At 64.3% G+C, this 23,445-nt stretch carries 19 protein-coding genes; 10 read left to right on the top strand and 9 right to left on the bottom strand.

What is annotated here, in order from left to right; all coding sequences use genetic code 11:
• Positions 1 to 130: 130 nt before the first annotated feature.
• The 4 genes from QCE83_RS22525 to QCE83_RS22510 all read right to left on the bottom strand — a co-directional run bounded on the left by QCE83_RS22525 (position 131) and on the right by QCE83_RS22510 (position 6,969).
• Entirely contained in the window at positions 131 to 3,379 is a 3,249-nt protein-coding gene (locus QCE83_RS22525) for a glycosyltransferase (RefSeq protein WP_309816359.1), read from the bottom strand.
• Positions 3,376 to 4,797 carry an ABC transporter ATP-binding protein gene (locus tag QCE83_RS22520; RefSeq protein WP_309816357.1) on the bottom strand — a complete coding sequence of 474 codons (1,422 nt, stop codon included), beginning with the start codon at positions 4,795 to 4,797 and terminating at the stop codon, positions 3,376 to 3,378. The genes QCE83_RS22525 and QCE83_RS22520 overlap by 4 nt, the downstream gene beginning before the upstream one ends.
• A 179-nt stretch (positions 4,798 to 4,976) precedes the next feature.
• Positions 4,977 to 6,080: a non-hydrolyzing UDP-N-acetylglucosamine 2-epimerase gene (gene wecB, locus QCE83_RS22515; RefSeq protein WP_309816352.1), complete on the bottom strand. Its 1,104-nt coding sequence runs from the start codon at positions 6,078 to 6,080 to the stop codon at positions 4,977 to 4,979.
• Between the two features lie 40 nt (positions 6,081 to 6,120).
• Positions 6,121 to 6,969 (bottom strand): ABC transporter permease, encoded by an 849-nt coding sequence (locus QCE83_RS22510; RefSeq protein WP_309816348.1) that lies wholly within the window; start codon positions 6,967 to 6,969, stop codon positions 6,121 to 6,123.
• 386 nt (positions 6,970 to 7,355) lie between these two features.
• Here QCE83_RS22510 and QCE83_RS22505 point away from each other — a divergent pair, with 386 nt between their 5' ends.
• Together QCE83_RS22505 and QCE83_RS22500 are read left to right on the top strand one after the other, a co-directional pair.
• Positions 7,356 to 8,771, top strand: a complete 1,416-nt coding sequence (locus QCE83_RS22505; RefSeq protein WP_309816345.1) for a GMC oxidoreductase — start codon at positions 7,356 to 7,358, stop codon at positions 8,769 to 8,771.
• A complete protein-coding gene (locus QCE83_RS22500; RefSeq protein ID WP_309816342.1) occupies positions 8,768 to 9,163 on the top strand; it encodes a hypothetical protein in 396 nt (131 codons plus the stop codon). Before QCE83_RS22505 ends, QCE83_RS22500 begins: the two co-directional genes overlap by 4 nt.
• A gap of 30 nt (positions 9,164 to 9,193) precedes the next feature.
• Here QCE83_RS22500 and QCE83_RS22495 read toward each other — a convergent pair whose 3' ends face one another.
• Genes QCE83_RS22495 through QCE83_RS22475 form a run of 5 tightly spaced genes read right to left on the bottom strand, consistent with a single transcriptional unit; the run spans position 9,194 to position 14,397 of the window.
• Positions 9,194 to 10,231, bottom strand: a complete 1,038-nt coding sequence (locus tag QCE83_RS22495) for a type VI secretion system ImpA family N-terminal domain-containing protein (protein ID WP_309816339.1) — start codon at positions 10,229 to 10,231, stop codon at positions 9,194 to 9,196.
• Positions 10,228 to 11,334 (bottom strand): type VI secretion system baseplate subunit TssG, encoded by a 1,107-nt coding sequence (gene tssG, locus QCE83_RS22490; protein ID WP_309818701.1) that lies wholly within the window; start codon positions 11,332 to 11,334, stop codon positions 10,228 to 10,230. The genes QCE83_RS22495 and tssG overlap by 4 nt, the downstream gene beginning before the upstream one ends.
• Complete coding sequence (gene tssF, locus QCE83_RS22485) at positions 11,334 to 13,229, bottom strand: type VI secretion system baseplate subunit TssF (protein WP_309816336.1); 1,896 nt, start codon at positions 13,227 to 13,229, stop codon at positions 11,334 to 11,336. The genes tssG and tssF overlap by 1 nt, the downstream gene beginning before the upstream one ends.
• A 50-nt stretch (positions 13,230 to 13,279) precedes the next feature.
• Positions 13,280 to 13,798, bottom strand: coding sequence for a type VI secretion system baseplate subunit TssE (gene tssE, locus QCE83_RS22480; RefSeq protein ID WP_309816333.1), 519 nt, complete (start codon positions 13,796 to 13,798; stop codon positions 13,280 to 13,282).
• The gene (locus QCE83_RS22475; protein ID WP_309816330.1) at positions 13,795 to 14,397 is read right to left on the bottom strand and encodes a TagK domain-containing protein; all 603 of its coding nucleotides are present in this window, start codon (positions 14,395 to 14,397) and stop codon (positions 13,795 to 13,797) included. The genes tssE and QCE83_RS22475 overlap by 4 nt, the downstream gene beginning before the upstream one ends.
• A 713-nt stretch (positions 14,398 to 15,110) precedes the next feature.
• On the opposite strand from QCE83_RS22475, the gene tssH reads away from it, so the two are divergent.
• The 8 genes from tssH (at position 15,111) to tssK (ending at position 23,430) form a co-directional block, all read left to right on the top strand.
• Entirely contained in the window at positions 15,111 to 17,819 is a 2,709-nt protein-coding gene (tssH, locus tag QCE83_RS22470) for a type VI secretion system ATPase TssH (protein WP_309816326.1), read from the top strand.
• Positions 17,820 to 17,871: 52 nt separating this feature from the next.
• On the top strand, positions 17,872 to 18,411 hold the full coding sequence (tssB, locus tag QCE83_RS22465) for a type VI secretion system contractile sheath small subunit (RefSeq protein ID WP_309816323.1): 540 nt from the start codon (positions 17,872 to 17,874) through the stop codon (positions 18,409 to 18,411).
• A 75-nt stretch (positions 18,412 to 18,486) separates the two neighbouring features.
• Complete coding sequence (gene tssC / locus QCE83_RS22460; protein ID WP_309816321.1) at positions 18,487 to 19,989, top strand: type VI secretion system contractile sheath large subunit; 1,503 nt, start codon at positions 18,487 to 18,489, stop codon at positions 19,987 to 19,989.
• Between the two features lie 20 nt (positions 19,990 to 20,009).
• Positions 20,010 to 20,372, top strand: coding sequence for a tlde1 domain-containing protein (locus tag QCE83_RS22455; protein ID WP_309816317.1), 363 nt, complete (start codon positions 20,010 to 20,012; stop codon positions 20,370 to 20,372).
• Complete coding sequence (locus tag QCE83_RS22450) at positions 20,369 to 20,905, top strand: hypothetical protein (protein ID WP_309816314.1); 537 nt, start codon at positions 20,369 to 20,371, stop codon at positions 20,903 to 20,905. Before QCE83_RS22455 ends, QCE83_RS22450 begins: the two co-directional genes overlap by 4 nt.
• A 29-nt stretch (positions 20,906 to 20,934) precedes the next feature.
• Complete coding sequence (locus QCE83_RS22445) at positions 20,935 to 21,417, top strand: type VI secretion system tube protein Hcp (RefSeq protein WP_309816312.1); 483 nt, start codon at positions 20,935 to 20,937, stop codon at positions 21,415 to 21,417.
• A 67-nt stretch (positions 21,418 to 21,484) separates the two neighbouring features.
• Entirely contained in the window at positions 21,485 to 22,072 is a 588-nt protein-coding gene (gene tssJ / locus QCE83_RS22440) for a type VI secretion system lipoprotein TssJ (protein ID WP_309816308.1), read from the top strand.
• A gap of 11 nt (positions 22,073 to 22,083) precedes the next feature.
• Complete coding sequence (gene tssK / locus QCE83_RS22435) at positions 22,084 to 23,430, top strand: type VI secretion system baseplate subunit TssK (protein WP_309816305.1); 1,347 nt, start codon at positions 22,084 to 22,086, stop codon at positions 23,428 to 23,430.
• Positions 23,431 to 23,445 lie beyond the last annotated feature (15 nt).

Here is a 23,445-nt window from a genome sequence, read left to right as displayed (position 1 = left end):
GTTCCCAAAGGGGAAATGGCTGAACGCCCGCGAAAGACATGAATCAAGCGCCAGGCCGGCGCGCGCAGCGCCGGCCTCCGACAGGTTGCACAAGCGGCCGGGCCGCCTCGAACCTGCGCAATGCGCGCTGCTAGACCGCCGCCCCCTCGACCCTGGACCGCTCGCGCGACTTGTGCGGCATCCACGTGCCCCACTTGGCCTCATAGACCGCCCGGTTCGTCGCGAGCAAGGCGAGCTTCCGTTCCTCGCCCAGCTTGTTGAAGGACGCGGACAGATAGTGATGCACGAACACGTCTTCCGCGCAGGCGACGCGCAGTCCCGCCGATTCCACCAGCCGGCAATAGTCGTCGTCTTCATAGAAGCCGATGCCGTAGTCTTCGCTGATCGGCCCGCAACGCTCATAGGTGCTGCGCGGCATCATCACGCAGAAGAACGCGGCCACGCTTAGTTCGAACCATTCGCCCCGGTAAGGCTCCGTGAGCGAGCGGGCCTCGACGTGCATCTCGTCGATGCCGCGATAGTGCGTCGTCAGGCGCGCCTCGTTGCCGATATTGTTGGTCACCGGCCCGATGATCCCGATCTCCGGATGGTGGCGCAGATGATTGACGAGCCGCCGTGCCCAGCCGCGCGTGACCACCGTGTCGTTGTTCAGGATCGTGAGATAGTCGCCCGTCGCCGCGGCCAGCCCGACGTTGTTGCCGCCTGCAAAGCCGAGGTTCTTGTCGTTGAGGATCAGCTTGACGTTCGAGTGCGCAGCGGCCCACGCGGTCAGGTAGGCGCGCGAGCCGTCGCTGGAGGCGTTGTCGACCGCGACGATCTCGAGATCCACGCCGGCCGTGTTGCGCACCAGACTCTCGAGACAGTCCATCGTCAGATGGATGTTGTTGTAGGTCAGCACGATGGCGCTGACCGTCGGGCGCGGCAAGGTTTCCACCGCGCGGCGGATGTCGTTGACGCGATGCGCCCAGGTCTGACCCGCGGAGAAGGCCTTGCGGCGCGAGACGACCGCCTTCGAATCGGGCAGCGCCGCCAGCGCGGCGCGCAGCTGATCGACGAAACCGTCGTAAGTGGTCGCCGTGCGCACCAGTTCGCCGAACTGCGCCATTTCCGGCAGATCAACCGACACCACCGGCCGCCCTGCCGCCAGGTATTCGTAGATCTTGACGGGGTTGGTCGCCAGCGTGAGCGGGATCACCTGGAACGGCATCATGCAGACATCGAAGGCGTACAGGTAGTACGACAGCTCGGTGTAACGCACCTCGCCCGTCATCTGCACGTTGTCGTAACCCGCGAGACGCTCGCGCACGCCGGCCGTGTCCGCGCCGACCAGCAGGACGAGCGCATCCGGGAAGGACTCCGCGACTTGCGCGACCAGATCCGCGTCGAACCAGTCGGCGATCGCGCCGTAGTAGCCGATGATGCGCCGGCCCTTGGGATCGACGAAGCGTTCGGCGGGCGCGTTGCAGAAGTCGCTGTACTGGCAGGCATTGCGGATCACCGCGACGCGCGGATTGCGTTCGCGCGCTTCCTTCTCCAGGAAGGACGAGGTGGCGATCAGCAGGTCCGCGTTGTGCATCAGCTGGTTCTCGACCTCGATCAGTTCCGGCGAGACATTGCCGAAGCCTTCATGGTGATCCATGCAGTCGTACAGCAGGTCGTCGGATTGCAGGCTCGTCGCGAGCGGATACCAGAAGGCATGCTGGATGATCGACCACGAATGATCGGTGCCGGTCCACTCCGTGAACAGCCGCATGCCCGTGCGCATCTGGCTGAGCGCGTCTTCGTCGGGCGGCGAGAAGTAGATCTGCGGCGCGCCCTTGACCTTCAGCTTGATCTGGAAAAGCGGCAAGGCTTCGTCCAGCCGTTCGACCGAGAAACCCGGCTCGTCCGCTTCCTCGAAATAGTTCGTGAAGAAGAACACCCGATGGCCCGCCTGCGCGAGTTCGCGCGACAGATGCTGCGGGCGCTGAATCCGGAAGTGCCAGTCGATGATGCTGAAGACGAAGACATCGGCCTGGGCATCGGGGCGCTGGCGCGGCAGCTTCGGCGGCATCACGGTGACCGGCGTGACGGGTTCCGCGACCACCGGCGCAGCGGTTTCCACGGGCGCGGCCGATGCAACCGGCGCCGGCGCCGCGTCCGCGCCGGCACGCCGCCGCAGATGCTTCGGCACATAGGCGAACATGCGCTGCGCCGTGTCCATCACCCCGCCGTGCGTGTAGGCGTAGTTGACATCGCTCATGCGGCGCCGCAGCCAGCCCGGCACCCGGCGCGCCAGTGACGTCCAGCGCCAGCTGCGGCTCCTGTGGATCAGGTTCAGTTCGCTCTGCAGCGAGTGCTCGCGTTGCCGCAGATAGTGGATGTAGGCGGTCAGCTCGTTCGCGACCGTGGCCGCGCGCTGAGCGGCGGCATCCAGTTCCTTCAGGTTGTCGCGATGCATGCGCTCGAACGCCGCGATCTGGGCCCCGTGTTCTTCGGTAGCCGTCTGGAGCCGCTCGCGCAGTACGTCGCAGCGCTGCGTGAGCGTGGCCAGATGCGTCGCCGCATGCGCCACGCCAAGCTGTGCATCGCGCGCCTCGGCTTTCACGACGTCCAGCTGCGCCACCGCTTCTTCCGCGCGGGCCTTGTCGGCGGCGGACTGCGCCTCGACCTCGCGCATGCGCTGCTGTTCCGCGCGCAGTTCGGCGAGGGTATGGTCCGCGCTGGCCGAGCCGTTGATGCGCGCATCGGACATCGTCATCCGCAGCGCAGCGACTTCCTCGTTGCGCGCATAGATCAGCAGGATCTGGAAGCCCGGCCAGTAACTCGGCTGGTGCAGACGCGTATCCGCCACCGACTCGTATACGAGCGTCCAGCCGGCCTTCGGCGCGAGCGGAATGTTCGGCGCGTCGAAGGTGACTTCGTGCTCGGAATGACGGTCGAACTCGCGGTAAGGCAGCAACAGCACGACATACTTCGTCGCATAGTTCGAGATGGCGTCGAACACGTCCCAGGGACGCGCGAAATGCTCCAGCGTATTCGACGAGAACATGACGTCGAACGCCGGACGGTCCGGGCGATCCAGCAGGTTCTCGTGCGAGAAACGCGCGCTGTGGTACATCGCATTCGCGCTCTCGATGGCCGGCTGCGAGAAATCGATACCCGTCATGTCCCACGCCAGCACCTGCGCGAGGACGTCCGTGCCGTCGCCTTCCGCGCAACCGAAATCGCATACGCGCAGCTTCTCGTGCCGGACCTTCTGCACGAACCAGGCAGGCAGCGCCTCGACGGCGACGCGCGCGAAGAAGCGGCTCTGCTCGCGGCCGCCGAGCTTGTCCCAGTCGGTTTCGAAACGCGCGTCCCAATACTCGTTGCTGTTGATGTGGTTTTGATCGCTCATGCGTAGACTCGCCGTCCGGATTGCGCTTCCATGACCTGTTCGACGTCGGCGACGAAGGTGCCGTACACCCTGTGCTCCGTCATCGACGTGAAGTAATGCGCGCCTTCTATGTATTCGTAGTATTGCGGCAGGACGCTGGCGCGATCTTCGAGCGCCACCGCCAGCAGGTAATTGCCGGCGTTGAGCCGGTTGGTCAGCTTGAAGCGCACCAGCACCGTCTCGCCGGCCTGCGTGAAGTCCATCGAGCCCTGGTCCCACGTCGTGGAAACGATCAGGTCCGTGCCGCGCAGATCCTTCAGCGAGAACGCGACGCTCATGGTGGACCGGTCCGCCGTCGCGGGCGGCGTCACGCGCACGCGAATTTCCATTTCGTCGAGCGCGTTGACGGTGGAGAGCCGCTCGCCGTTCGCGTGATACATGCCCACGTCGACGATGCAGCCGACGTGACTGCCCCAATGGTTGATCGGCCGATGCTTGGCCATCAGCCCGACCGCGCTGTCCTGCTCGGGTTCGGGTTCGGCGGCTTGCGTTTCGGCTGGCGTGCCGTCCGCTGGTTCAGTGACTTGGGCTTCGGTTTCTGCTTCGGCCTCGGCTTCAGCCTCGGGCTCGCTGGCGGGCGCCTCGTGCGTCAGCTTCGGCGTCGGCGTCTCCTCGTCGTCCTTCTCGAACAGGAACTGGTTGTACTGCGCCGTGACCGAGAACGCGTCGCCGTACATGCGCACCTTGCCGTGATCCAGCCACAGCGCGTGCTCGCAGAGCGTGCGCACCGCGCCGACGTCATGCGAGACGAACAGGATGGTGACGCCGTCCTTCTGCATCGCCTTGATGCGGTTCAGACACTTGGCCTGGAAGCGCGAATCGCCGACGGCCAGCGCTTCGTCCACGATGAGGATCTGCGGATCGACGTGAATGGCCACGGCGAAAGCCAGCCGCACGTACATGCCGCTGGAATAGGTCTTGACCGGCTGGTCGATGAACTCGCCGATTTCGGCGAAAGCCTCGATATCCGCAAAACGCGTGTCGATCTGCTCGCGCGACAGCCCGAGCACCGCGCCGTTCACATAGACGTTCTCGCGGCCGGTGAATTCGATGTTGAACCCCGCGCCCAGTTCGAGCAGCGCCGCAATGCGGCCATTGACCTCGACGCTGCCCGACGTGCCGGTGAGCGTGCCGCACAGGATCTGCAGCAGCGTGGATTTGCCCGAACCATTGCGGCCGATGATGGCGACGGTATCGCCCCGCCCGATCTTCAGATCGACATTGTCCAGCGCCCAGAATTCGCTCCAGCCTTTCTTGCGCTTCGGCATGACGAGGTGCTTCAGCCGTTCGAGCGGCGTCTCGTAGACGGCGAAACGCTTGGAGAGGCCCTCGACACGAATGGCGATCTCTTCCTGCTTGTCAGGATGGGGGCGATTCATGCCCGGATCAGAAAACATCGCCATTCCGTGTCGAACGCGCGGCAGGCACACGGCCGCCGCGCAGGATGAAAGCGCGTTCTGCCGGCGAGCCGTCAGCGTCGTGACGCGCCGCGCGGCGAACGTCCAGACGCACGGCCGCCTTCGCCCTGCCCAACCACCCGGATACGTCTGCCATGCGCTTACGCTCCGAAATACTGCTTGAGGACATCGACGATACGCCCCGATGCCAGCCCGTCGCCATAAGGCGACACGCCGCGCGCCATGCGCTTGTATTCGGCCGGGTCGTCGAGCAGACGCTGCACGCTCGAGACGATCTCGTCATAGTCCGTACCCACCAGCTTCACCACTTCGTGTTCGACTGCTTCAGGACGCTCGGTCTCGCGGCGCATGACGAGCACCGGCTTGCCGAGCGCGGGCGCTTCTTCCTGCACGCCGCCCGAGTCGGTCAGGATCAGGTAGGCCTGCTTCATCGCCGCGACGAACGGGAGGTACGACAGCGGCTCGCACAGCGTGATGCGCGGATGCCCGCCGAGGTGTTCGTACGCCGGATCGCGCACATTGGGATTCGGGTGCACCGGATAGAGGATGTGTGTGTCCTCGTTGGCATCCGCGACTGCCTTGATCGCGCGCAGGATGTTGCGGAAGCCTTCACCGAAATTCTCGCGGCGATGCGACGTCACCAGGATCAGACGGCGCTCGCCCTGATAAGGCGCCTCGCCGTCGCAGCGGCTGGCGACGTCGAGCAGCGCGTCGATCACGGTGTTGCCGGTCACGAAGATCGAGGCGTCGTCCACGCCCTCGCGCAACAGGTTCTGCCGCGAGCTTTGGGTCGGCGCGAAATGCCAGCGCGCCAGCCGGCTCGCGACGACGCGGTTCATCTCTTCCGGGAACGGATTGTCCAGGTCGCCGGTGCGAAGTCCCGCTTCGACGTGGCCGAACGGAATGCGCCGGTAGAAGCACGCGAGCGCGGCGGTGAGCACCGTCGTGGTGTCGCCTTGCGCGAGCAGGACATCCGGCTTTTCGACTTCGAGAACCTGGTCGAGCCGCGTGATGAGCCGCGAAGTTAGTTCGGGCAGCGACTGGTTCGGCTGCATGATGTCGAGATCCACGTCCGCGTGGATCTTGAACAGGTCGAGCACCTGGTCGAGCATGCCGCGATGCTGGGCGGTGGCGAGCACGCGGCACTCGGCCCAGTCTTCCTTCTGCAGCCGCCCGATGAGCGGCGCCATCTTGACGGCTTCGGGACGCGTCCCGACAGTGACTAAGATCTTGCGTTTGTTCACGACGATTCCGTAAAAACCAGGTGATGAATGTGATGAAAGACTAGAGCACGTCCGCGAAACCTTCGCGCGCTTTCTGGAACCAGGCCAGACACAGCCAGGCAAAGACGACGCTTCCCACCAGATACAGGCCGATGCCCGTGAAATCCGGCAAATCGCCCTTCACCAGCACGACCCGCGTCTGCTCGACGATGAACGTCAGCGGATTGGCGAGAATCAGCGTCCGGAAAGCAGGCGAGAGATTATCCAGCGAATAGAAAATGGGCGAAAGAAACATCAGCATCGACGAAAGCAGACCGGTCACATAGGTGAGGTCGCGGATATACACGCCGGTGGCGGCAAACAACCAGCCTACGCCCGCGCTCACGATTGCAAGCGGAATGAAGACCACTGGAAGAAACACGATGGTCCAGTGAATGCGGCCATACACATACAACGCGAACGCGACCCACACGACGATGCTCATCAGCAGATGAAATGCTGCGGACGCCACGGAAATCCACGGCAGGATTTCGAGCGGGAAAATCAGCTTCGTCACATAGTTGGGATTCGACGTAATGATGGTCGGCGCTCGATTCAGACATTCCGCGAAGAAGTTGAACAGCATCAGCCCCGAAAACAAAATGACGGCGAATTGAAAACTGTCGGTGGTTCCGGGCCAGCGCGACTTCAGCAGCGTGCCGAAAACGACCGTGTACATGGCAAGCATGATGAGCGGCTGCACGATGGACCATGCAAGACCCATCACGGAGCCGCGATAACGGCCGAGAATGTCCCGCTTGGTCAGTTCGTAGATCAGCCGGCGATTTCGCCATGGCACGGCAAACAAGGTGCTGAAGTGCGCGCGCTTGCGACCTTCATCGCGGCCGTCATGTCGATAAGTAACGCTCATGTGTGGCGGTTCATCCTTCAGATTCGATATGGCTATTGTTACCGCTTTGCGCGAAATTCGGTAACACAAAACAACAATTACAAGTAACTTGTTCTTATTTCATTCTATATGAGCGTGTTGAACGCCCGCGCGTACGAACTCAAACACGGCTGCCCGTAATATACGTGAGTCGTGTGCCGCACTCCACCCGCCGCGTTGCCTGAAGCGCGCGCACGACCTTTACCCGGGGCGATTAATCCGTCCGGGTAAGGATCTGTTATTTGGGCGGCGGAATCGTTATGGCAGAATGTGCGCACTTTTTTCCTCGGCGGTGAATTCGTCTTGCTCGTTTCGCAGAACGCAACGAGTTTGCTCGAAAACAGGCCGTCACATCAACGGAATCAAACGTGCTCACTGCCTTTACGGAATTGGCCAGCTCTGGTGCATTGCAGTCTCAAGTCGTGATTGTCGGCTCCGGCCCCGCCGCGCTCGCCGTGGCCTACGCGCTGGAAGAGCGTGGTGTTCCGAGCGTCCTGCTCGAATCGGGCGAGGCCAGCAAGACGGAACAATGGAACGTCCTGACGGGTGGCTTCAAGGGCGCGGACTACGGTGTCGCCGACTCGTACACCCAGCTGCACATTCGCCGTCAACTGGGCGGCGGATCGAACGTTTGGGGTGGCTGGTGCACGACCATGCGCGAGATGTCGATGTCGCGCACGGACATCGCGGACTATCCCCAGTGGCCGCTGAAGCGCGCGGACCTCACGCCGTTCTATGGCCGCGCGGGCACGTGGCTCAAGATTCCCGACTACGAGGCCTCGCTCGTCGACGCCATTCCGGTGAGCGGCTTCGATCAGCTGAACGTCAAGCCCTTCCGCTTCTCCCCGCCGGTGCGCTACGGCAAGGACTTCAGCGAGCACATCGAGAAGTCGCCGAAGATCACGCTGGTGCAAGGCGTGACGGTGCTGTCGATCAAGGGCCGCCACGGCCACGCGGAAGCGCTGGAACTGTCGGTGGGCGGCGAAGCGCGCACGCTCAAGTGCGGCAAGGCCATCGTGCTGGCTGCTGGCGCGGTAGGCAACGCGCGGCTGCTGGCGCGCTCGGCCGCCGAGCTGGGCGTGTCCGATGCCACGTCCGCGAATGTCGGCAGGTACTTCTTCGAGCATCCGCATTGCTATTCACTCGCCAGGATCCTGTTCGCGCCTGAACTGGCGCAGGAACTGACGAAGAAGCAATACCAGTCGTCGTCGTTTATCTCGCTGATGCCGACAGCGGACTTCCTCGTCAAGAACAAGCTCACCGACTTCAACTTCCAGCTCTCGACGGTCCCGGCGGACAAGCTCGACAGCCGTGAAGCGGCGATCGCCAAAAACTACAAGGCGATCTACGGCGTCGAGCCGGCCGTCTACAACGCCACGCTCGGCATGGAGCAGACGGTGCACTCGAAAGACTTTTCGGTGCTCGACGACGGCACGCTCAAGCGCAAGAACGACGGTCACCTGACGCTCGACCTGACTGCGCAGAAGAAGATTGTCGATGCCGCAAAGACGTGGCTGATGGCGAACGGCGCGCATGCGTGGGTTTCGCCGACCACGGAGTCGCCCATCGTCGCGGTGGGCCATTTGCACGGCACCACGCGCATGGCGCAGACGCCGGACAAGGGCGTGGTCGATGCGGACTGCCGCGTGTTCGGCATCGACAACGTCTTCATGGCCGGCAGCTCCGTGTTCCCGAGCGGCGGTTTCGCCAACCCGACCTACACCATCGTTGCCCTGGCGATCCGCCTGGGTGATCACCTCGCCTCCCAGCAAAAGCAAATATGATCTCTCGCCGTCGCTTCATTGCCGTACTGCCGGCTCTCGGTCTCTCGCTTGCCGCGTGCCGCAACGAGGCCGGATCATGTTCGAGCGCGCAAGGCGCGTCGATCGACCGGCTCGTGGCCTTCGCCAAACAGAACATCGCGTCCGTGCCGGAATGGACGGCCGAGCTGCAATGGGACCCGCTCGCGCCCACTGCGAAGACCCTGCTCGCCTCGCTTGGGAACCAGTCGGGCGATGCCGCGCTACGCTCGGCCGTGGCGGCGTCGGTCAGCGGCGACATGCGGCAGAACCGGTTCGTCGAGAAAGCGGGCGTCTCCGTGACGCAGACCGAGATGCTGCTGATGGGCCTGTCGAGCGGCGCGCTGACCGCCGACCGCTTCCGCGCGGCCTGCTGAGGACTGGATTGGGCGCTGATGCCGATCGGGTCACGGCTCAGCCTCCCACTCCGCGAGCACGGCGGCGGGAATAGCCTTTACGGCTTCCCCATACCGCTTGCCGACAAACCGTTCCGCGCGGCGCAACAACACGGGGATCGGGCTGCTGGGTTCGTGCGCTTCGAACCAGTGCCGGGCATCGCGGATGGCGTGCAGCGCGGCGTCGCGTCCGGGCAAGGTGATTTCATTGTGCGGCTCGTCGGGTATTGGGGAGGGGTTTGCCGGGCTTGACGCCTGCTCGGGTTTTTCTGCTTCCTCAGGTTCTTCGAGTTCCACTGCCGCCCGCTCCACCGGACCCTCGCCCACAACGCGTTCGAGCACGCGTTTCAAAGGCGCAAGATCGGCCGCAAAGGCGCCCAGCTTCTCGCGGTTCCAAGCATCGATGAGGCCGAGACTGTGCAGCGCCAGATCGAAGCCCGCGAGCACGTCGGGCTGCCGTATGCGCAGGTCGCGCAGTTGCTGCGACACGGATTGCGCCGACAACGCATCGCTCGGTCTCGGTTGCGCAAAGGCGCGCTCGACGTCGCGTACCTGCAATCGCGCCACCGACGAGCGCACCAGCGCGATATCCCGCACATCGGCAAGCAGACCGTTCGTATCGGTCAGGGTTTGCAACGCGTTCATGCGGATCTCCTGCGCGGCGTCCCGGTCTTCATCCACGCCCTGCTGCGGATGGATCGTGTCGCCATACGCTGTCAGCCACGCCGACAGCACACCGAGTCCGTCAGCCAGTCCGTGCGCGCTCGCCAGCCGCGTGCGGCAACGCGTGAACAGGATGGCCAGACGGATATCCTTGCTGCGCTGCATGAGCCGGCGGCAATCGCGTTCGATCTCGCTCCAGTTGACCGGCTCCGCCGTGCCGACGAAGTCGCCGTACTGGGCATCGACGCGCGCCACGGCCTGAGCGAACAGCACCACGCACTCGGGGTCGTATTCGAGGTCCACGCCACACGGCGCGGCGGGGTCGAGCGGCGTCATCCAGTCGTCCGTCGCGTCTGGCCGCGACGTCGCTCCGCGCTTCTTGCTCATGCTGTTCTCCTGATTGCCGGACCGCTCCGCACTGCGTCGCCCTGCATGTCCGCGACGTTCGGCTCGTGCTGCCCGGCATAGTCTTCGGGATCGAAGCGCATTCCGGTCACGGGTGCGCCGTCCACGGAGGAACCGAGCCAGCCCGACCACCCCAGCTGCTCGATGCCGCCGATTCGCGCACAGGGCGCACTGTCCGCCCTGATGCGCAGCACGAGTTCCCACTGGAACTCGCGGCCCACGAAGCTGCGCACGATATCGACGAGTTCCGGCAAGGCCGCGCCGCGCGGCGTGAAGCGCAAATATTCGTCGATTCCCACCGGCCCGATCACGATCCGGAAGCGGAACTGCCGGTCCGGCGCCTGTTCGCCGAGCATGGCGCCGTCACCCATCACCGACGCGGGACTCGGCAGGCCCAGCCGGGTCTGTTCCTCGCGCGCGACCTTGATCCAGTGGAACACGTATTCGTCGAGACTCACCGGCACGCCGAAGTAATGTTCGAGCGTCATGCGCAGTCCGTCGGGATTGCGCGCCTCGCGCACCAGATTGGCGGAAGCGGCCAGTTGCGCATGCGCGGGCCATCGTCGCCCGGCAATCTCGCCGCGCTCCTGCCCGGTCAGGCACGCCACATAAAACGAAAAGCTTTCGTCGTCCGCACGGTCCAGCCCGGCTGCTGCCTGCGCCTTGCTCCACGCGCGATACAGCAGCGTCAGGTAGCGATGGTGAAAGATGTCGAGGAACCGGCTCAGGGTAGCGTCGTGCCGCGCTTCCTCGCGTTCGCGCGCGATCTCGGTGACATGGATGGGCAAAGGTCCGTTCGGGCCCAGCATGCCGAGTCCGAACAGGCGCAGATGCAGGCGGCCGTCGATTTCCCCGACGCTCGCGATCTCGCGCGGTGCAAACGCCAGGCTCGGCTGCTGTCCGAGCCGGAATGGTTCGGCACCCGGACGCGCCGCGGTGCCGACAGGTTGAATGCGCGGGTCCGCGCTTATCCGGCGCACAAGAGCGAGAAAGCCGAAGCGCCAGGGCTCGCTCTGAAGACGTTCGAGCAGCGCCGCCGACAGGGCCGATTCGCGCAACAGCGTAGTGGACGGCCTGCGCTCCATCACGCCACCCCGCGCGTGCCCATGCGCACCGGCCAGCGCATGATGCGGCCGCGCTGCATCGACACCAGTTCCGTTTGCGTGAACGAGTTGATGGACACGTGACGCGCGAGGTAATGCTCGAGGATCAGGCCGAACAGATAAGGACTGGCTCCGGAAAAGCCGCTTTCGTCCACCGTCAGACAGCATTCGATGCCGCGTCCGAACACGAGCGGTCCGCCGCCGGGCAGCTTGCGCGTGACGGCGTTGGTCTTCACGCCGATCAAACATTCCACCTGCCGATGCTGTTCGACGTCGTGACTGCCCAGAAAGAGCCTGAGCATGTCGCGCAGGCCTTGTCCTCCGGGCCGGTGGTCGAGCTCTTCGAGCGGCAGATAGTTGAAGTTCAACTGCCGGATCAGCCGCCAGGCAATCTCGCCTTCCGCGCAGGGCGGCCGTGGCGCGCTCGGCGGCCGGATCAGACCGATGCTGTCGACCGGCGCATCGCTATTCTCGAGCGCCTCGAAATCCTTGACGCCGTTACGCGGCACGAGCAGGGGCAAGTCGCGGTTGGTTAGCCAGGCGTCGGCTTCGAGAATGCGCAGGTTTTCGTGATACGGCGCCTCGTGCTGATCCACGAGCGAAACGAAGGTCTCGCTGCCGATATAGGACGTGCGCGTGCCATAGCGCCGGGTCCGGTCCGACAACAGCCGCCGTTCCCGGCGCACGGAGAAATAGCGTCCGTGATTGCCTTCGTCGTGGTTGAGCGTCTGATAGAGCGCGCGGAATTCGAGCCGGTTCGAAGACGCCGACTGGCGCCCGTACACGCGCTCGATGGAATGGACTTCGTAGTCGAGCGGGGCCTGCCGCTTCGGCACCAGATGGATTTCGGTGCCGGCGGCCGAGATGTCGACGCGGTCCAGCCTGTCCGGGAACAGATTGACAACGGGCGTGCAGAAGAGCGCGAAGCGCGCCGCGTCGACGAGATTGTCCAGTTGGCCGGACGCACGGTCCAGCAGCACGACGATTTCGGCTTCCTGTCCGCGAGTCCGGGCGAGCCCCTCTTTCAGACCGGTCAGCGTGAAGAACAGGAAGCGGCTGGGGCATGCGAAGTATTCGTGCAACAGGTTATGGCCATGAAACTTCGACCATGTGAGCGGCAGTAGTCCCTGGTCGAGTCCGAGTCCTTCGTGCGTCACGGCGTTCGTCCGGACCGCGGCGAATCGCTGGCTCGCTTCGCCGAACTGGCCTGGCTCGCCGACGATCGACGCGATGCTCGCCGCATGCACGAGTTCGAACAGATGCGACGCCACGGTTTCGTCGCCCGCCAGATAGACCGGCAGGCGGTCCAGCTGCGTCAACGTGGCGATGTTCGACTTGTCCGTGGTGCGGATGCGCAGGCGCAGCGCGCCGCGAACCTGCGCCTGGCCGGGCACGTGCCGGTCGAGCCGGCGAATATCCGGCGGCACGCCGGTCAGCCGCGCGTCCACGATCTCCAGCGGATACAGCGCCACGTCCTGGCTCGTGCGGAACGTACAGCACGTGGCTTCTCCATCGGCCTCGCGGGTCTTCAGCGTGGTGCCGCGAGGCAACACCGGGCCATCGTTCAGAGCGCCCGCGGTACGAGACGGATGGATCTGCACGACGGCCATCGAAGGCGTCGGCGACACGTAATTCGGATAGATGACCTCGAGCAGGCGCTGGGTGAAGCGCGGGAATTCCGCGTCGAGCTTGAGGCGCATGCGCGCGGACATGAAACAGAAAGACTCGATCAGCCGCTCCACGTAGGGATCGGTCATTTCGCCGGATTGCAGCCCGAGACGCCGTGCGATCTTTGGATGAGCCTGCGCGAATTCCCCTGCGCTCTCACGCAGGTAGATCAGTTCCTGGTTGTAGTAATCGAGGAGTCGCGGGTCCATGCGGCGTTGGGTAACGGTTCGGTTCGGCTTGGTTCGATTCCAGCGCTGTCTCAGGCTTGTTTCGGGCTGGCCAGCAGGCGGCTCGACTCCAGGCAAAGCGAGCTTTGCACCATGAATTCGAGCGGATACGGTTCGGCCTGCACCAGACCATGAATCTCGAAGGCGACTTCGCCATGCCGTGCAAGGCGCTCACCTTGTACACGCGGCACGATCCGCAGCGACTCGGGTATCAGGCGCGGTTCGAAGCGCACGATGGCCAGCCTGACGGCTTTCTCGATCGCCACCCATTGACGCGACGCGACGAACGCGCCCGCCAGCGGCGGCACGCCGAAATTGATCGTCGAGGCCGCGACATGCGGGTGGCGCACGGCGTCGATCAGCGGCCCGGGACTGGTCGCGTTGAGCAGATAGGCAAGGTCGCGCTGGATGATGTCGCGGAGTTGTGCGCGCGTCACGGTGTATTCGCCAGGCACCTCCGTCTGACGTTGCGGCGCGTCGTCGCGCAGGCGATCGATCAACGTCGGCAGCAGATGGCTTTCGGCGCGACGCGGCAACCTGGCTTCGCTCATGCCGGATGCTCGCAATTGAGCTCCGGCGTGCGCGCGACGGCGTCGCTGACCGCGCACGCGGCCTCCCGCTCCGGTCTGGCCTGGAGGTCGGGCAACCAGCTGTCGAGGGCGAGTGCATGATGCTCGCGACGCGCCAGCGCGGGCGGCGGCGTACGCGCTCGGCTCGCGTGATCGGCAGGATGCCCGGCCGGCGCGAAGAGCCGCAGGATTTCCGGCGTAGGTGGAATGCTCATGTCCACGCCGCCTGACGCAAGGCTGTCACCCAGCGGGCCAAAGACGTCTTCGACGCGCTGCGCTTCACCCAGGAACGCACTGATCGATTCCGTGCCGAGCGCTTCTCCGGCGTTTTTGGATTCCGACGACGCGTCCTCCTGGTGACCGGGATCGGACACCGCCAGCGCCGTCTCCCATGCGCCACCGGCCTGACCATCGCCCGAACGAAGTGCCTCGTAATAGCCCGCATTCAAGGCGGCGATCAGTGCGTCTGCATCGAGACTTGCGGAAGGTGTGGAACTCGCGCGTGCCGTCTGCCGCGCCGCACTGAGGTCGGCGTCCTTGCGAACCGGAACGTAAGCGCCCGTGTCGACATCCGGCTGCACTGCGTCTATCCACGCACAGCCTCCCGATTCCGCCCGATCGAATGAAGGAGAAGGCGCGGCGAATAACGTAGGCTCCACGCATTCACGCATGGAAAAACGACGCCTGAAGAGTGATTCAAACAGCATTCGATAACCCCCGCACGCTCGCCGCCAGGGTGGCGCGCCCTGATGCCCGCAAAAATACCTGCGAGTTAAAACTAGCCTGAACAGTCTTTTAATCCAGCCCGTTCCCGATAAAGAGAATTAGCGCACGAATCGAATATGCCTGTCCAGACATCCAAACCCCGATTTAGCCTAATCAGAATCTTCTACAACGTTTGATTGTGATTTTTTGTGCCATTTGAAGATCGGAAAATCCCTCAATTAGGATTTTACTCAGTTAGCATCGGCTGCTCAGCCATATCGAATGAGGTTTCTCCGGATTTGGCAATACATGGATACCACGTTGATTTTAAATACTAAATTACTCTTCTTAGCGGTTTTTCAGGCAGGTCTACTGCCTTTTGTCACTTGAATATATGGGACACAGAGACCCATGGAGTCTGCTTGACGTTTACAGAATCGAAATTCATGATGGGTTGCATAACATTGATTCCGGAAAAGAAGACAGGATTGCACTGGCACCTGTCTTTATTCGGGCTCGAAATAAAACATGAACCCAACCCACGCCCTGGATAAATATTCAAGGGCGTGAATCAGGCGCGCGTACGAAAATGATTTCTCGGCAAACGTTATTCGGAAAACTGGGAGTGACGCTATTTCGCGGCATTGAATCCGCGACCACGTTCTGCAAGTTGCGGGGAAATCCCTACGTGGAACTGGCGCACTGGATTCATCAATTGCTTCAGCTGACCGACAGCGACCTGCATCGCATCGTGAGGCATGCCGGCATCGAATACGAGACGCTCGAACAGGATCTGGTGCGCACACTGCGCTCGCTTCCGGCGGGCGCGAGTTCCATCAGCGATTTTTCACACCCCGTCGAGATGGCGATCGAACGCGCCTGGGTCATTACATCGCTCGGGCGCAACGAGCAGCGCATTCGCGGCGCGTGGCTGCTGGCGGCGCTTGCGGGTACGCCGGAATTGCGCCGGGAATTGCTGGCGGTATCGCGGGAGTTCATGCGTCTTCCCTCCGAGAACCTCGACGAAACTTTTGCCTCATGGACGACCGGCTCGCCCGAAGCCGCCGATCCGCCCTACGACGGCAGCGCCTTCGATCCGGCGCTGCCCGGCGAGGCGTCGCAAGCCGTGAGCGCAACGCCTGAAGGCGTGCTCGGCCAATATTGCACCGACCTCACGGCGCTCGCGCGCAGCGGCGAGATCGACGCCATCAGCGGCCGCGACCAGGAAATCCGCACACTGACCGATGTCCTGCTGCGCCGGCGTCAGAATCATCCGTTGCTGACCGGCGAGGCCGGCGTCGGCAAGACTGCCGTAGTCGAAGGATTCGCGCTGGCCATTGCAAGCGGCGACGTGCCGCGGGTGCTTGCCGATGTCCGCCTGCTGTCGCTCGATGTCGGGGCACTGCTGGCGGGCGCCAGCATGAAGGGCGAATTCGAGGCTCGCCTCAAGGGCGTGCTCGAAGCGGCAAGAAAGTCGCCAGTGCCGGTCATCCTGTTCGTCGACGAGATCCACACGCTGGTCGGTGCGGGCGGCCAGGCCGGCACCGGCGACGCGGCCAACCTGCTCAAGCCCGCCCTTGCGCGCGGTGCGGTGCGGATCATCGGCGCGACCACCTGGGCCGAATACAAGCGTCATATCGAAAAGGATCCGGCGCTCACACGGCGCTTCCAGGTCCTTCAGATTGCCGAACCGCAGGAAGCCGCGGCAATCGAGATGGTGCGCGGGCTCGCCGGAATGTTCGCGCGCCATCATCGCGTGATCGTGCGCGACGAAGCGATCCGGGCAGCGGTCCGGCTCTCGCACCGGTATATCCCGTCGCGCCAGTTGCCCGACAAGGCAATCAGCCTGCTCGATACCGCCTGTGCGCGCGTTGCGCTCTCACAGCAAGCGCCGCCGCGTGAACTTCTGCAACTGACCGAGCGCTTGCAGGCGGCACGAGTCGAACTCGACCTGCTCGAACAAGAGGCGCGCATCGGCCTGGAGACAGGGCGCGCAATGCAGGAGGCACGCGCGCGCATCGATACCTTGCTGGCCGAGCAAGGCGCGCTCGAAGCGCACTGGCAGGCGCAGTCCGCTGCGGCGGAAGCGCTCGTCAGTGCCCGCGAAGCGGCGTTGACGCCGGTCCCCGACGTTGCGCCTGTCGAGCGCCGTCCCACGCCTGCCGAACTTCGCCAGTTCGAGCAGAGCCTGCTTGAACTGCAAGGCGAAATGCCGCTCGTGTTTCCGGAGGTGAACGAGGCGGTCGTAGCCGCGGTCGTGGCGGACTGGACCGGCATCCCCGTGGGCCGCATGGTCACTGACGAAATCACGGCCATCCGCGCGTTGTCCGGCACGCTGGCGGCGCGCGTGGTCGGGCAGCCTGCGTCGCTTGCGCTGATCGGAGAACGCATCCAGACCGCGCGCGCCGGGCTCGCCGATCCCCACAAGCCGGTGGGCGTGTTCCTGCTCGCCGGGCCATCGGGCGTCGGCAAGACGGAAACCGCGCTGGCGCTGGCCGAAGCACTGTATGGCGGTGAGCAGAATCTCATCACCATCAACATGAGCGAGTACCAGGAAGCGCACAGCGTCTCGGGTCTCAAGGGTGCGCCGCCGGGTTACGTGGGTTCCGGCGAGGGCGGCGTGCTGACCGAGGCGGTGCGGCGCCGTCCCTACGCGGTGCTTTTGCTCGACGAGATAGAGAAGGCGCATCGCGACGTGCATGAGATGTTCTTCCAGGTGTTCGACAAGGGCTACATGGAAGACGCGGACGGGCGCCATATCGATTTCCGCAACACCACCATCCTGCTCACGAGCAATGCCGGTGCGGAACGCATCGCGAGCCTGTGCGCCGACCCCGCGCTTGCGCCCGATCAGGACACGTTGCAGGCAGCGCTCATCCCCGAACTGCTGAAGACCTTCCCGCCCGCATTCCTCGGCCGCGTGACCGTCGTGCCTTATCGGCCGCTTGCGCAGGCATCGCTTGCCGTCATCGTGCGGCTGCATCTGAATCGCGTCGTACGCCGCATGGCGGAGAGCCACGGCATCTCGCTCGTCTGCAGCGAACGCCTGACGGATTACATCGTCAGCCGCTGTCTCGTGCAGGAAACCGGCGCGCGCGTGCTCATCGGCTTCATCGAAAAGCATGTGCTGCCGCGTCTGTCCGGGCTGTGGCTTGACGCAATGTCGGCGCAGCAGCCGATCACGCGGATCGACGCCGACGTCGTCAATCCGCTGCTCGACCCTCGCGAGGCCATCGTCTTCGCGCTCACTGCGCCGTCGCCGCCGTCGCATGCAGCAGACGTCGCGTTGACCCGTTAGCGCCCACCCTTTCGTCACCCATTCCGCCGCTCTTTAGATCACGGAGGCACGTATGTCGCAGGCCAACAATTCCCAGAAGTTCATCGCGCGCAACCGCCCGCCGCGCGTGCAGATCGAATACGACGTCGAGGTCTACGGATCCGAGAAGAAGGTCGAACTGCCCTTCGTCATGGGCGTGCTCGCGGATCTCTCCGGCAAGCCGGTCGAGCCATTGCCGGCCGTTGCGGACCGGCGTTTCCTGGAAATCGACATCGACAACTTCGACGAGCGCATGAAGGCCATCAAGCCGCGTGTGGCGTTCCCCGTCCACAACACGCTTACGGGCGAAGGGCAGTTGATGGTGGACATGACCTTCGAGAGCATCGAGGACTTCTCGCCTGCCGCGGTCGCGAGCAAGGTGGACGCACTGAGCCAGTTGCTGAAGGCACGCACCCAGCTTGCCAACCTGCAAACGTACATGGACGGCAAATCCGGCGCGGAAGCGCTCGTCAACACGCTCCTGCGCGACCCGGCACTGCTCAAGTCCCTCACGGCCGCGCCGAAGCCGGCCGCCGACAGCGCGCCGGACGCCGTCGAAACCACGCTGAACTGATCCGCCGCCGGTAGCCTTGCGCGCATGCGCGGCTCCGGCACACCGAACCCGACCGAGACAAGACCGAAACCCGTCATGACAGTCAACCAGGTCCAGGCGAGCGCAGCCGCCCCGACAACCCCGTTCGCCCACAGCGACATCGCCACCCTGCTGAATCAGGAGTTCCGCCCCAAGACGCCGGCCGCGCGCGAGGCGGTGGAACAGGCCGTGCAGACGCTGGCCGAGCAGGCCTTGGAGCAGACGCTCACCATCAGCGACGACGCCTACAAGAGCATCGAAGCGATCATCGCGCAGATCGACCGCAAGCTTTCCGAGCAGATCAACCTGATCCTGCATCACGCCGATTTCCAGCAACTGGAATCGGCCTGGCGCGGTCTGCATCATCTGGTGTCGAACACCGAGACGGACGAGCGCCTCAAGATCCGCTTCATGGACGTGTCCAAGAGCGACCTGCGCCGCACGATGAAGCGCTACAAGGGGCTTGCGTGGGACCAGAGCCCGCTGTTCAAGCAGATCTACGAGGAGGAATACGGGCAACTGGGCGGCCAGCCATACGGCTGTCTCGTCGCCGATTACTACTTCGACCACACGCCGCCCGACGTGGACCTCCTCGGGTCGATCGCCAAGGTCGCCGCGGCAGCGCATACGCCGTTCATCTCGGGCGCGTCGCCCGCCGTCCTGCAGATGGAATCGTGGCAGGAACTCGCCAACCCGCGCGACCTGTCCCGGATCTTCGCGCAGAACCTCGAATACGCGCCGTGGAACTCGCTGCGCACCACCGAGGATGCGCGCTATGTGGGCCTGGCCATGCCGCGTTTCCTCGCGCGTCTGCCCTATGGCGCCAAGAGCAATCCGGTCGACGAATTTGATTTCGAAGAGGAAACCGACGGCGCGGATCATCAGCGCTTCGCATGGGCCAACGCCGCCTATGCGATGGGCGTGAACATCAACCGCTCCTTCAAGCTGTATGGCTGGTGTTCGCTGATTCGCGGCGTCGAGTCCGGCGGCACCGTGGACAGCCTGCCCTGCCATACCTTCCCGACCGACGACGGCGGCGTCGACATGAAATGCCCGACCGAGATCGCCATTTCCGACCGTCGCGAAGCAGAACTCTCGAAGAACGGCCTGATTCCGCTGATCCACCGCAAGAACACCGACCACGCCACGTTCATTGGCGCCCAGTCGCTGCAGAAGCCGGCGGAATACCACGACCCGGACGCCACCGCGAACGCGAATCTCTCTGCTCGTCTGCCGTATCTGTTCGCGTGTTCGCGTTTCGCGCATTACCTGAAGTGCATCGTGCGCGACAAGATCGGCTCGTTCCGCGAACGCGAGGAAATGCAGCAGTGGCTGAACGGCTGGATCATGAATTACGTCGACGCCGACCCCGCCAACTCCTCGCAGGACACGAAGGCCAGCCGTCCGCTCGCGGCTGCCGAAGTCGTCGTCGAGGATCTCGAGGACAACCCGGGCTACTACCAGGCGAAGTTCTTCCTGCGTCCGCATTTCCAGCTCGAAGGGCTGACGGTCTCGCTGAGACTCGTCGCCCGTCTGCCTTCCGTGAAGAAAACCGCCTGAATCAGTCTGGAGGAACCGTCATGCCCTGGACCTACACCCGCAGCACCGGAACGCTCAGCGATCCGGACGGCAACATCGTCGCCCGAAACGGCTATTCCGGCGCAGGCGATGGCCGCAACAATCCCGCCATGGAGAACGTCCGAAACATGGGCCCGATTCCGCGAGGCAGTTATCGAATCGGCAATGCGCGTCATTCGGTACGCACAGGCGCTGTCTCGATGGACCTCACGCCGGAAACCGGCACCGCCACCTTCGGACGATCCGCCTTCATGATTCACGGCGACAACCTCGATCACACGGCGTCCACCGGCTGCGTGATCCTCGGGCGGCCCGTGCGGGAACAGATCAACCGAAGCGCCGACAAGGGATTGATCGTCCAATGATGCGATTCCTGTTGCTCAAATCGGGCTTGCCTGCGTCTTTGGCCTGTGCGCTGCTTGCTTCGGCATGCGCCAGTGCCCAGGTCGCGCCGGACGCCGCACGCATCGCCGGGGAGATCGACACGCAAGGCGCCCGGCCGGCCGTGGCCTCGCTCGACCGCGACGGTCAGTTCGACGCCGTGCTCGACCGCATCGCGACCGGCAACGCCGCCTGGGTCGAACTCGCGCCCCGGCTCGCGCAGGGCACGGACGGGAGCGCTTCCATTGGCCTGACCATCGCCCTCGCCACGGCACTGCCGAAGAATCCCGCGGCCGTCCTGCGCGTGCTCGACGACGGTACGGTGCTCGGCACCTCCGCCGTGTGCGGCGTGCCGTTCATCGAGCCCGCGCCGGGAGAGGTGAAGGCCTATCTCGACCGGACCATTCCTGCGGTACTGGACGTGCCGGAAGGCGATGCGGACCGGCGCGCGCCCTGTCTGGACCGGCTCGCGCACATGCAGCGGCAGCTCGAAACGAGCTCCACGCAACTTCAATAACTATCGTCAACCTCAAGGAACAGAGAACCATGGCACAAGACATCTTCATCAAGATCAACGGTATCGACGGCGAATCCCAGGATGCCGCGCACAAGAGCGAAATTGAAGTGGCGAGCTGGGGCTGGCGCGTCTCGCAGGATTCGATGATGCACGCAGGCAGCGGCGGCGGCGCGGGCAAGGCAAGCGTCGACGATCTCAGCTTCGAGCATCTGATGGACCGCGCCAGTCCCAACCTGATGAAGTATTGCCTGACCGGCAAGCATATCGATCAGGCCGTCCTGACCGTGCGCAAGGCGGGCGGCAATCCGCTCGAATATCTGAAGATCACGATGAGCGACGTGATGGTCACGAAAGTGCAGCCGTCGGGTTCCCATGGCGAGAACGGCGTCCGCGAGGAAGTGCGCCTCGCGTTCGCCAAGGTCAAGCAGGAGTACATCGTGCAGAACGCCCAGGGCGGCAGCGGCGGAGCCGTCACGGCGGCATTCGACATCAAGGGCAACAAGGAAGCCTGAACGAAGCCGACGCCTTTTCACACGGAACCCGACGCGCACGCAGCGGGTTCCGCCCTGCACGCCATCCATGCGACTTCTGCCGACTCGTTTCATCCGATCCACCACCGCGCCCGCGTGGTTATCTGCGCCCGTGTGCGCGCTTGCACTCGGCGCCTGCGCAAGCTCCGACGCGCCGCCTCCACGCGAGCCGCTGAAGCTCGACGTCGCGATTCGCGCGTCATCGACGGTCAACCCCGACGACCAGAAACGGGCCGCGCCCATTCTCGTGCGCGTGTACGAACTGAAGAGTCTCGATGCATTCAACGAGGCGGATTTCCAGTCGCTGCAGGACAAGGACAAGACCGTGCTCGCCGCAGACCTCGTGGCGAGGGACCAGTTCATGTTGCGGCCGGGCGAGAGCAGGCGCATCGCGCGCAACGCCCAGGGCGCCACCACGGCGCTGGGCGTGATCGCGGCATACCGCGACCTGCCCCACGCCGTGTGGCGCGCGACAACGCTGCTGCCCGCGACACCCACGGCGGCGTGGTACCGGCGCGCGCCGAAGCTGCGCCTCGCCATCGACCTCGACACCGATGCCATCCGGATCAGCGACGCGCAATCTCCGTCGGTGGATCCCTCGAGCGCCCCGTCCGGCAACCGGCCACACAACGAATGAGCACTTAGCGCATGAGCTGGCACAACAAAGTCACCTGGAGCGAAGGCCTTTTCCTCTGTCCGCAACTGTTCCAGCAACAGGAGCGGTATCTGGAGCATTTCGCGCACAAGCGCGCCGCGCCGCTGTCACCGTTCTTCTTCGGCTTCTCGCACTATGCGATCGATTCCGAGGCGCTCGCGCTCGGCAAGGTCATCGTGAAATCGGCGAGCGGCCTGTTCGCCGACGGCACGCCCTTCGACATGCCCGGCAGCACGCCCCCGCCCGCGCCGCTGACGATCCGCCAGGAGCATCTCGAACAGGAGATCTGCCTTGCGGTGCCGGTGCGTGTGCCCAACGGCGAAGAAACCACGTTCGACGATTCGGCGGATTCACTCGCGCGTCACTCCGTGTTCGCCACCGACTTGCGCGACGCCAATTCCACCGGGCTGGGGCCCAAGACCGTCCAGTTGTCGAACCTGCGCGTGCGCCTGTTGCCCCGCAAGGAGATGACCGGCGGGTGGATCGGCCTGCCGCTCGCGCGCGTCAAGTCCTTGCGCGCCGATGGCAGCATCGAACTGGACGATTCGCTCGTCCCGCCCGTTTGCGGATACGGGGCGAGTGCCTTGCTCACCACCTGGCTCGGTGACGTCCACGATCTGCTCCACATGCGCGCCGACAAGCTCGCGAAGCGGCTCACCGGCAGCGACGGTCAGGCGGGTTCCGTGGCCGAAGTATCGGACTATCTGCTCTTGCAGACGCTCAATCGTTACGAGCCGCTGTTGCAGCATCTGCGGCGCGTGCCGACCACGTCTCCGGCAGAGCTCTACGCGCTGTTGCTGAGCATGGCCGGCGAACTGTCCACCTATGTCCGACCGGCGACGCGTCGTCCACTTGAAACGCATCCGCCGTATCGGCACGAGGAGCCGCATCTGTGTCTGCGGCCGCTCGTCGAAGACACGCAGTGGCTGCTCAACGCGGTGCTGGTGCGCAGCGCCCAGCGTATTCCGCTCGACGATGCGGGCTACGGCGTGAGCAATGCCGTCGTCGATCCGGGCGAGATGCGTTCGTTCTCCGCCGTGGTGCTCGCCGTGTCCGCGGAAATGCCGCTGGACACGCTGGCGGACCGCTTCGCGTCGCAGGCGAAGGTCGGGCCGTCCGAGCGTCTGCCCGATCTCGTGCGCGCGCATCTGCCGGGCATTCCGCTGCAAGGCTTGCCGGTACCGCCGCGCCAGATTCCCTTCAACGCCGGCTTCGTCTATTTCGAAATCGCGCGCGGCGGGCCGTTGTGGAGTGTCGTTGAGAAACACGGCGGCATCGCGCTGCATATCGCGGGCGATTTTCCTGGGCTGCAGCTCCAGTTGTGGGGCGTGCGCGGTTGAAGCGGCGGCAGACGG

Source organism: Caballeronia sp. LZ034LL (assembly GCF_031451215.1).
Taxonomy (GTDB): Bacteria; Pseudomonadota; Gammaproteobacteria; order Burkholderiales; family Burkholderiaceae; genus Caballeronia.
Note: the sequence above shows the minus strand (reverse complement) of the source record. Positions and strands in the feature narration are given on the sequence as shown.

What these genes read in the sequence shown, in the direction of transcription:
- tssJ (WP_309816308.1), top strand. Translation starts at nt 21,485, where the DNA reads ATGCGACTTCTGCCGACTCGTTTCATCCGATCCACCACCGCGCCCGCG.
- QCE83_RS22495 (WP_309816339.1), bottom strand. Translation starts at nt 10,231, where the DNA reads ATGAGCAAGAAGCGCGGAGCGACGTCGCGGCCAGACGCGACGGACGAC.
- QCE83_RS22445 (WP_309816312.1), top strand. Translation starts at nt 20,935, where the DNA reads ATGGCACAAGACATCTTCATCAAGATCAACGGTATCGACGGCGAATCC.
- QCE83_RS22525 (WP_309816359.1), bottom strand. Translation starts at nt 3,379, where the DNA reads ATGAGCGATCAAAACCACATCAACAGCAACGAGTATTGGGACGCGCGT.
- tssE (WP_309816333.1), bottom strand. Translation starts at nt 13,798, where the DNA reads ATGAGCGAAGCCAGGTTGCCGCGTCGCGCCGAAAGCCATCTGCTGCCG.
- QCE83_RS22455 (WP_309816317.1), top strand. Translation starts at nt 20,010, where the DNA reads ATGCCCTGGACCTACACCCGCAGCACCGGAACGCTCAGCGATCCGGAC.
- QCE83_RS22510 (WP_309816348.1), bottom strand. Translation starts at nt 6,969, where the DNA reads ATGAGCGTTACTTATCGACATGACGGCCGCGATGAAGGTCGCAAGCGC.
- tssG (WP_309818701.1), bottom strand. Translation starts at nt 11,334, where the DNA reads ATGGAGCGCAGGCCGTCCACTACGCTGTTGCGCGAATCGGCCCTGTCG.
- tssB (WP_309816323.1), top strand. Translation starts at nt 17,872, where the DNA reads ATGTCGCAGGCCAACAATTCCCAGAAGTTCATCGCGCGCAACCGCCCG.
- tssF (WP_309816336.1), bottom strand. Translation starts at nt 13,229, where the DNA reads ATGGACCCGCGACTCCTCGATTACTACAACCAGGAACTGATCTACCTG.
- QCE83_RS22450 (WP_309816314.1), top strand. Translation starts at nt 20,369, where the DNA reads ATGATGCGATTCCTGTTGCTCAAATCGGGCTTGCCTGCGTCTTTGGCC.
- tssH (WP_309816326.1), top strand. Translation starts at nt 15,111, where the DNA reads ATGATTTCTCGGCAAACGTTATTCGGAAAACTGGGAGTGACGCTATTT.
- QCE83_RS22500 (WP_309816342.1), top strand. Translation starts at nt 8,768, where the DNA reads ATGATCTCTCGCCGTCGCTTCATTGCCGTACTGCCGGCTCTCGGTCTC.
- tssK (WP_309816305.1), top strand. Translation starts at nt 22,084, where the DNA reads ATGAGCTGGCACAACAAAGTCACCTGGAGCGAAGGCCTTTTCCTCTGT.
- QCE83_RS22520 (WP_309816357.1), bottom strand. Translation starts at nt 4,797, where the DNA reads ATGAATCGCCCCCATCCTGACAAGCAGGAAGAGATCGCCATTCGTGTC.
- tssC (WP_309816321.1), top strand. Translation starts at nt 18,487, where the DNA reads ATGACAGTCAACCAGGTCCAGGCGAGCGCAGCCGCCCCGACAACCCCG.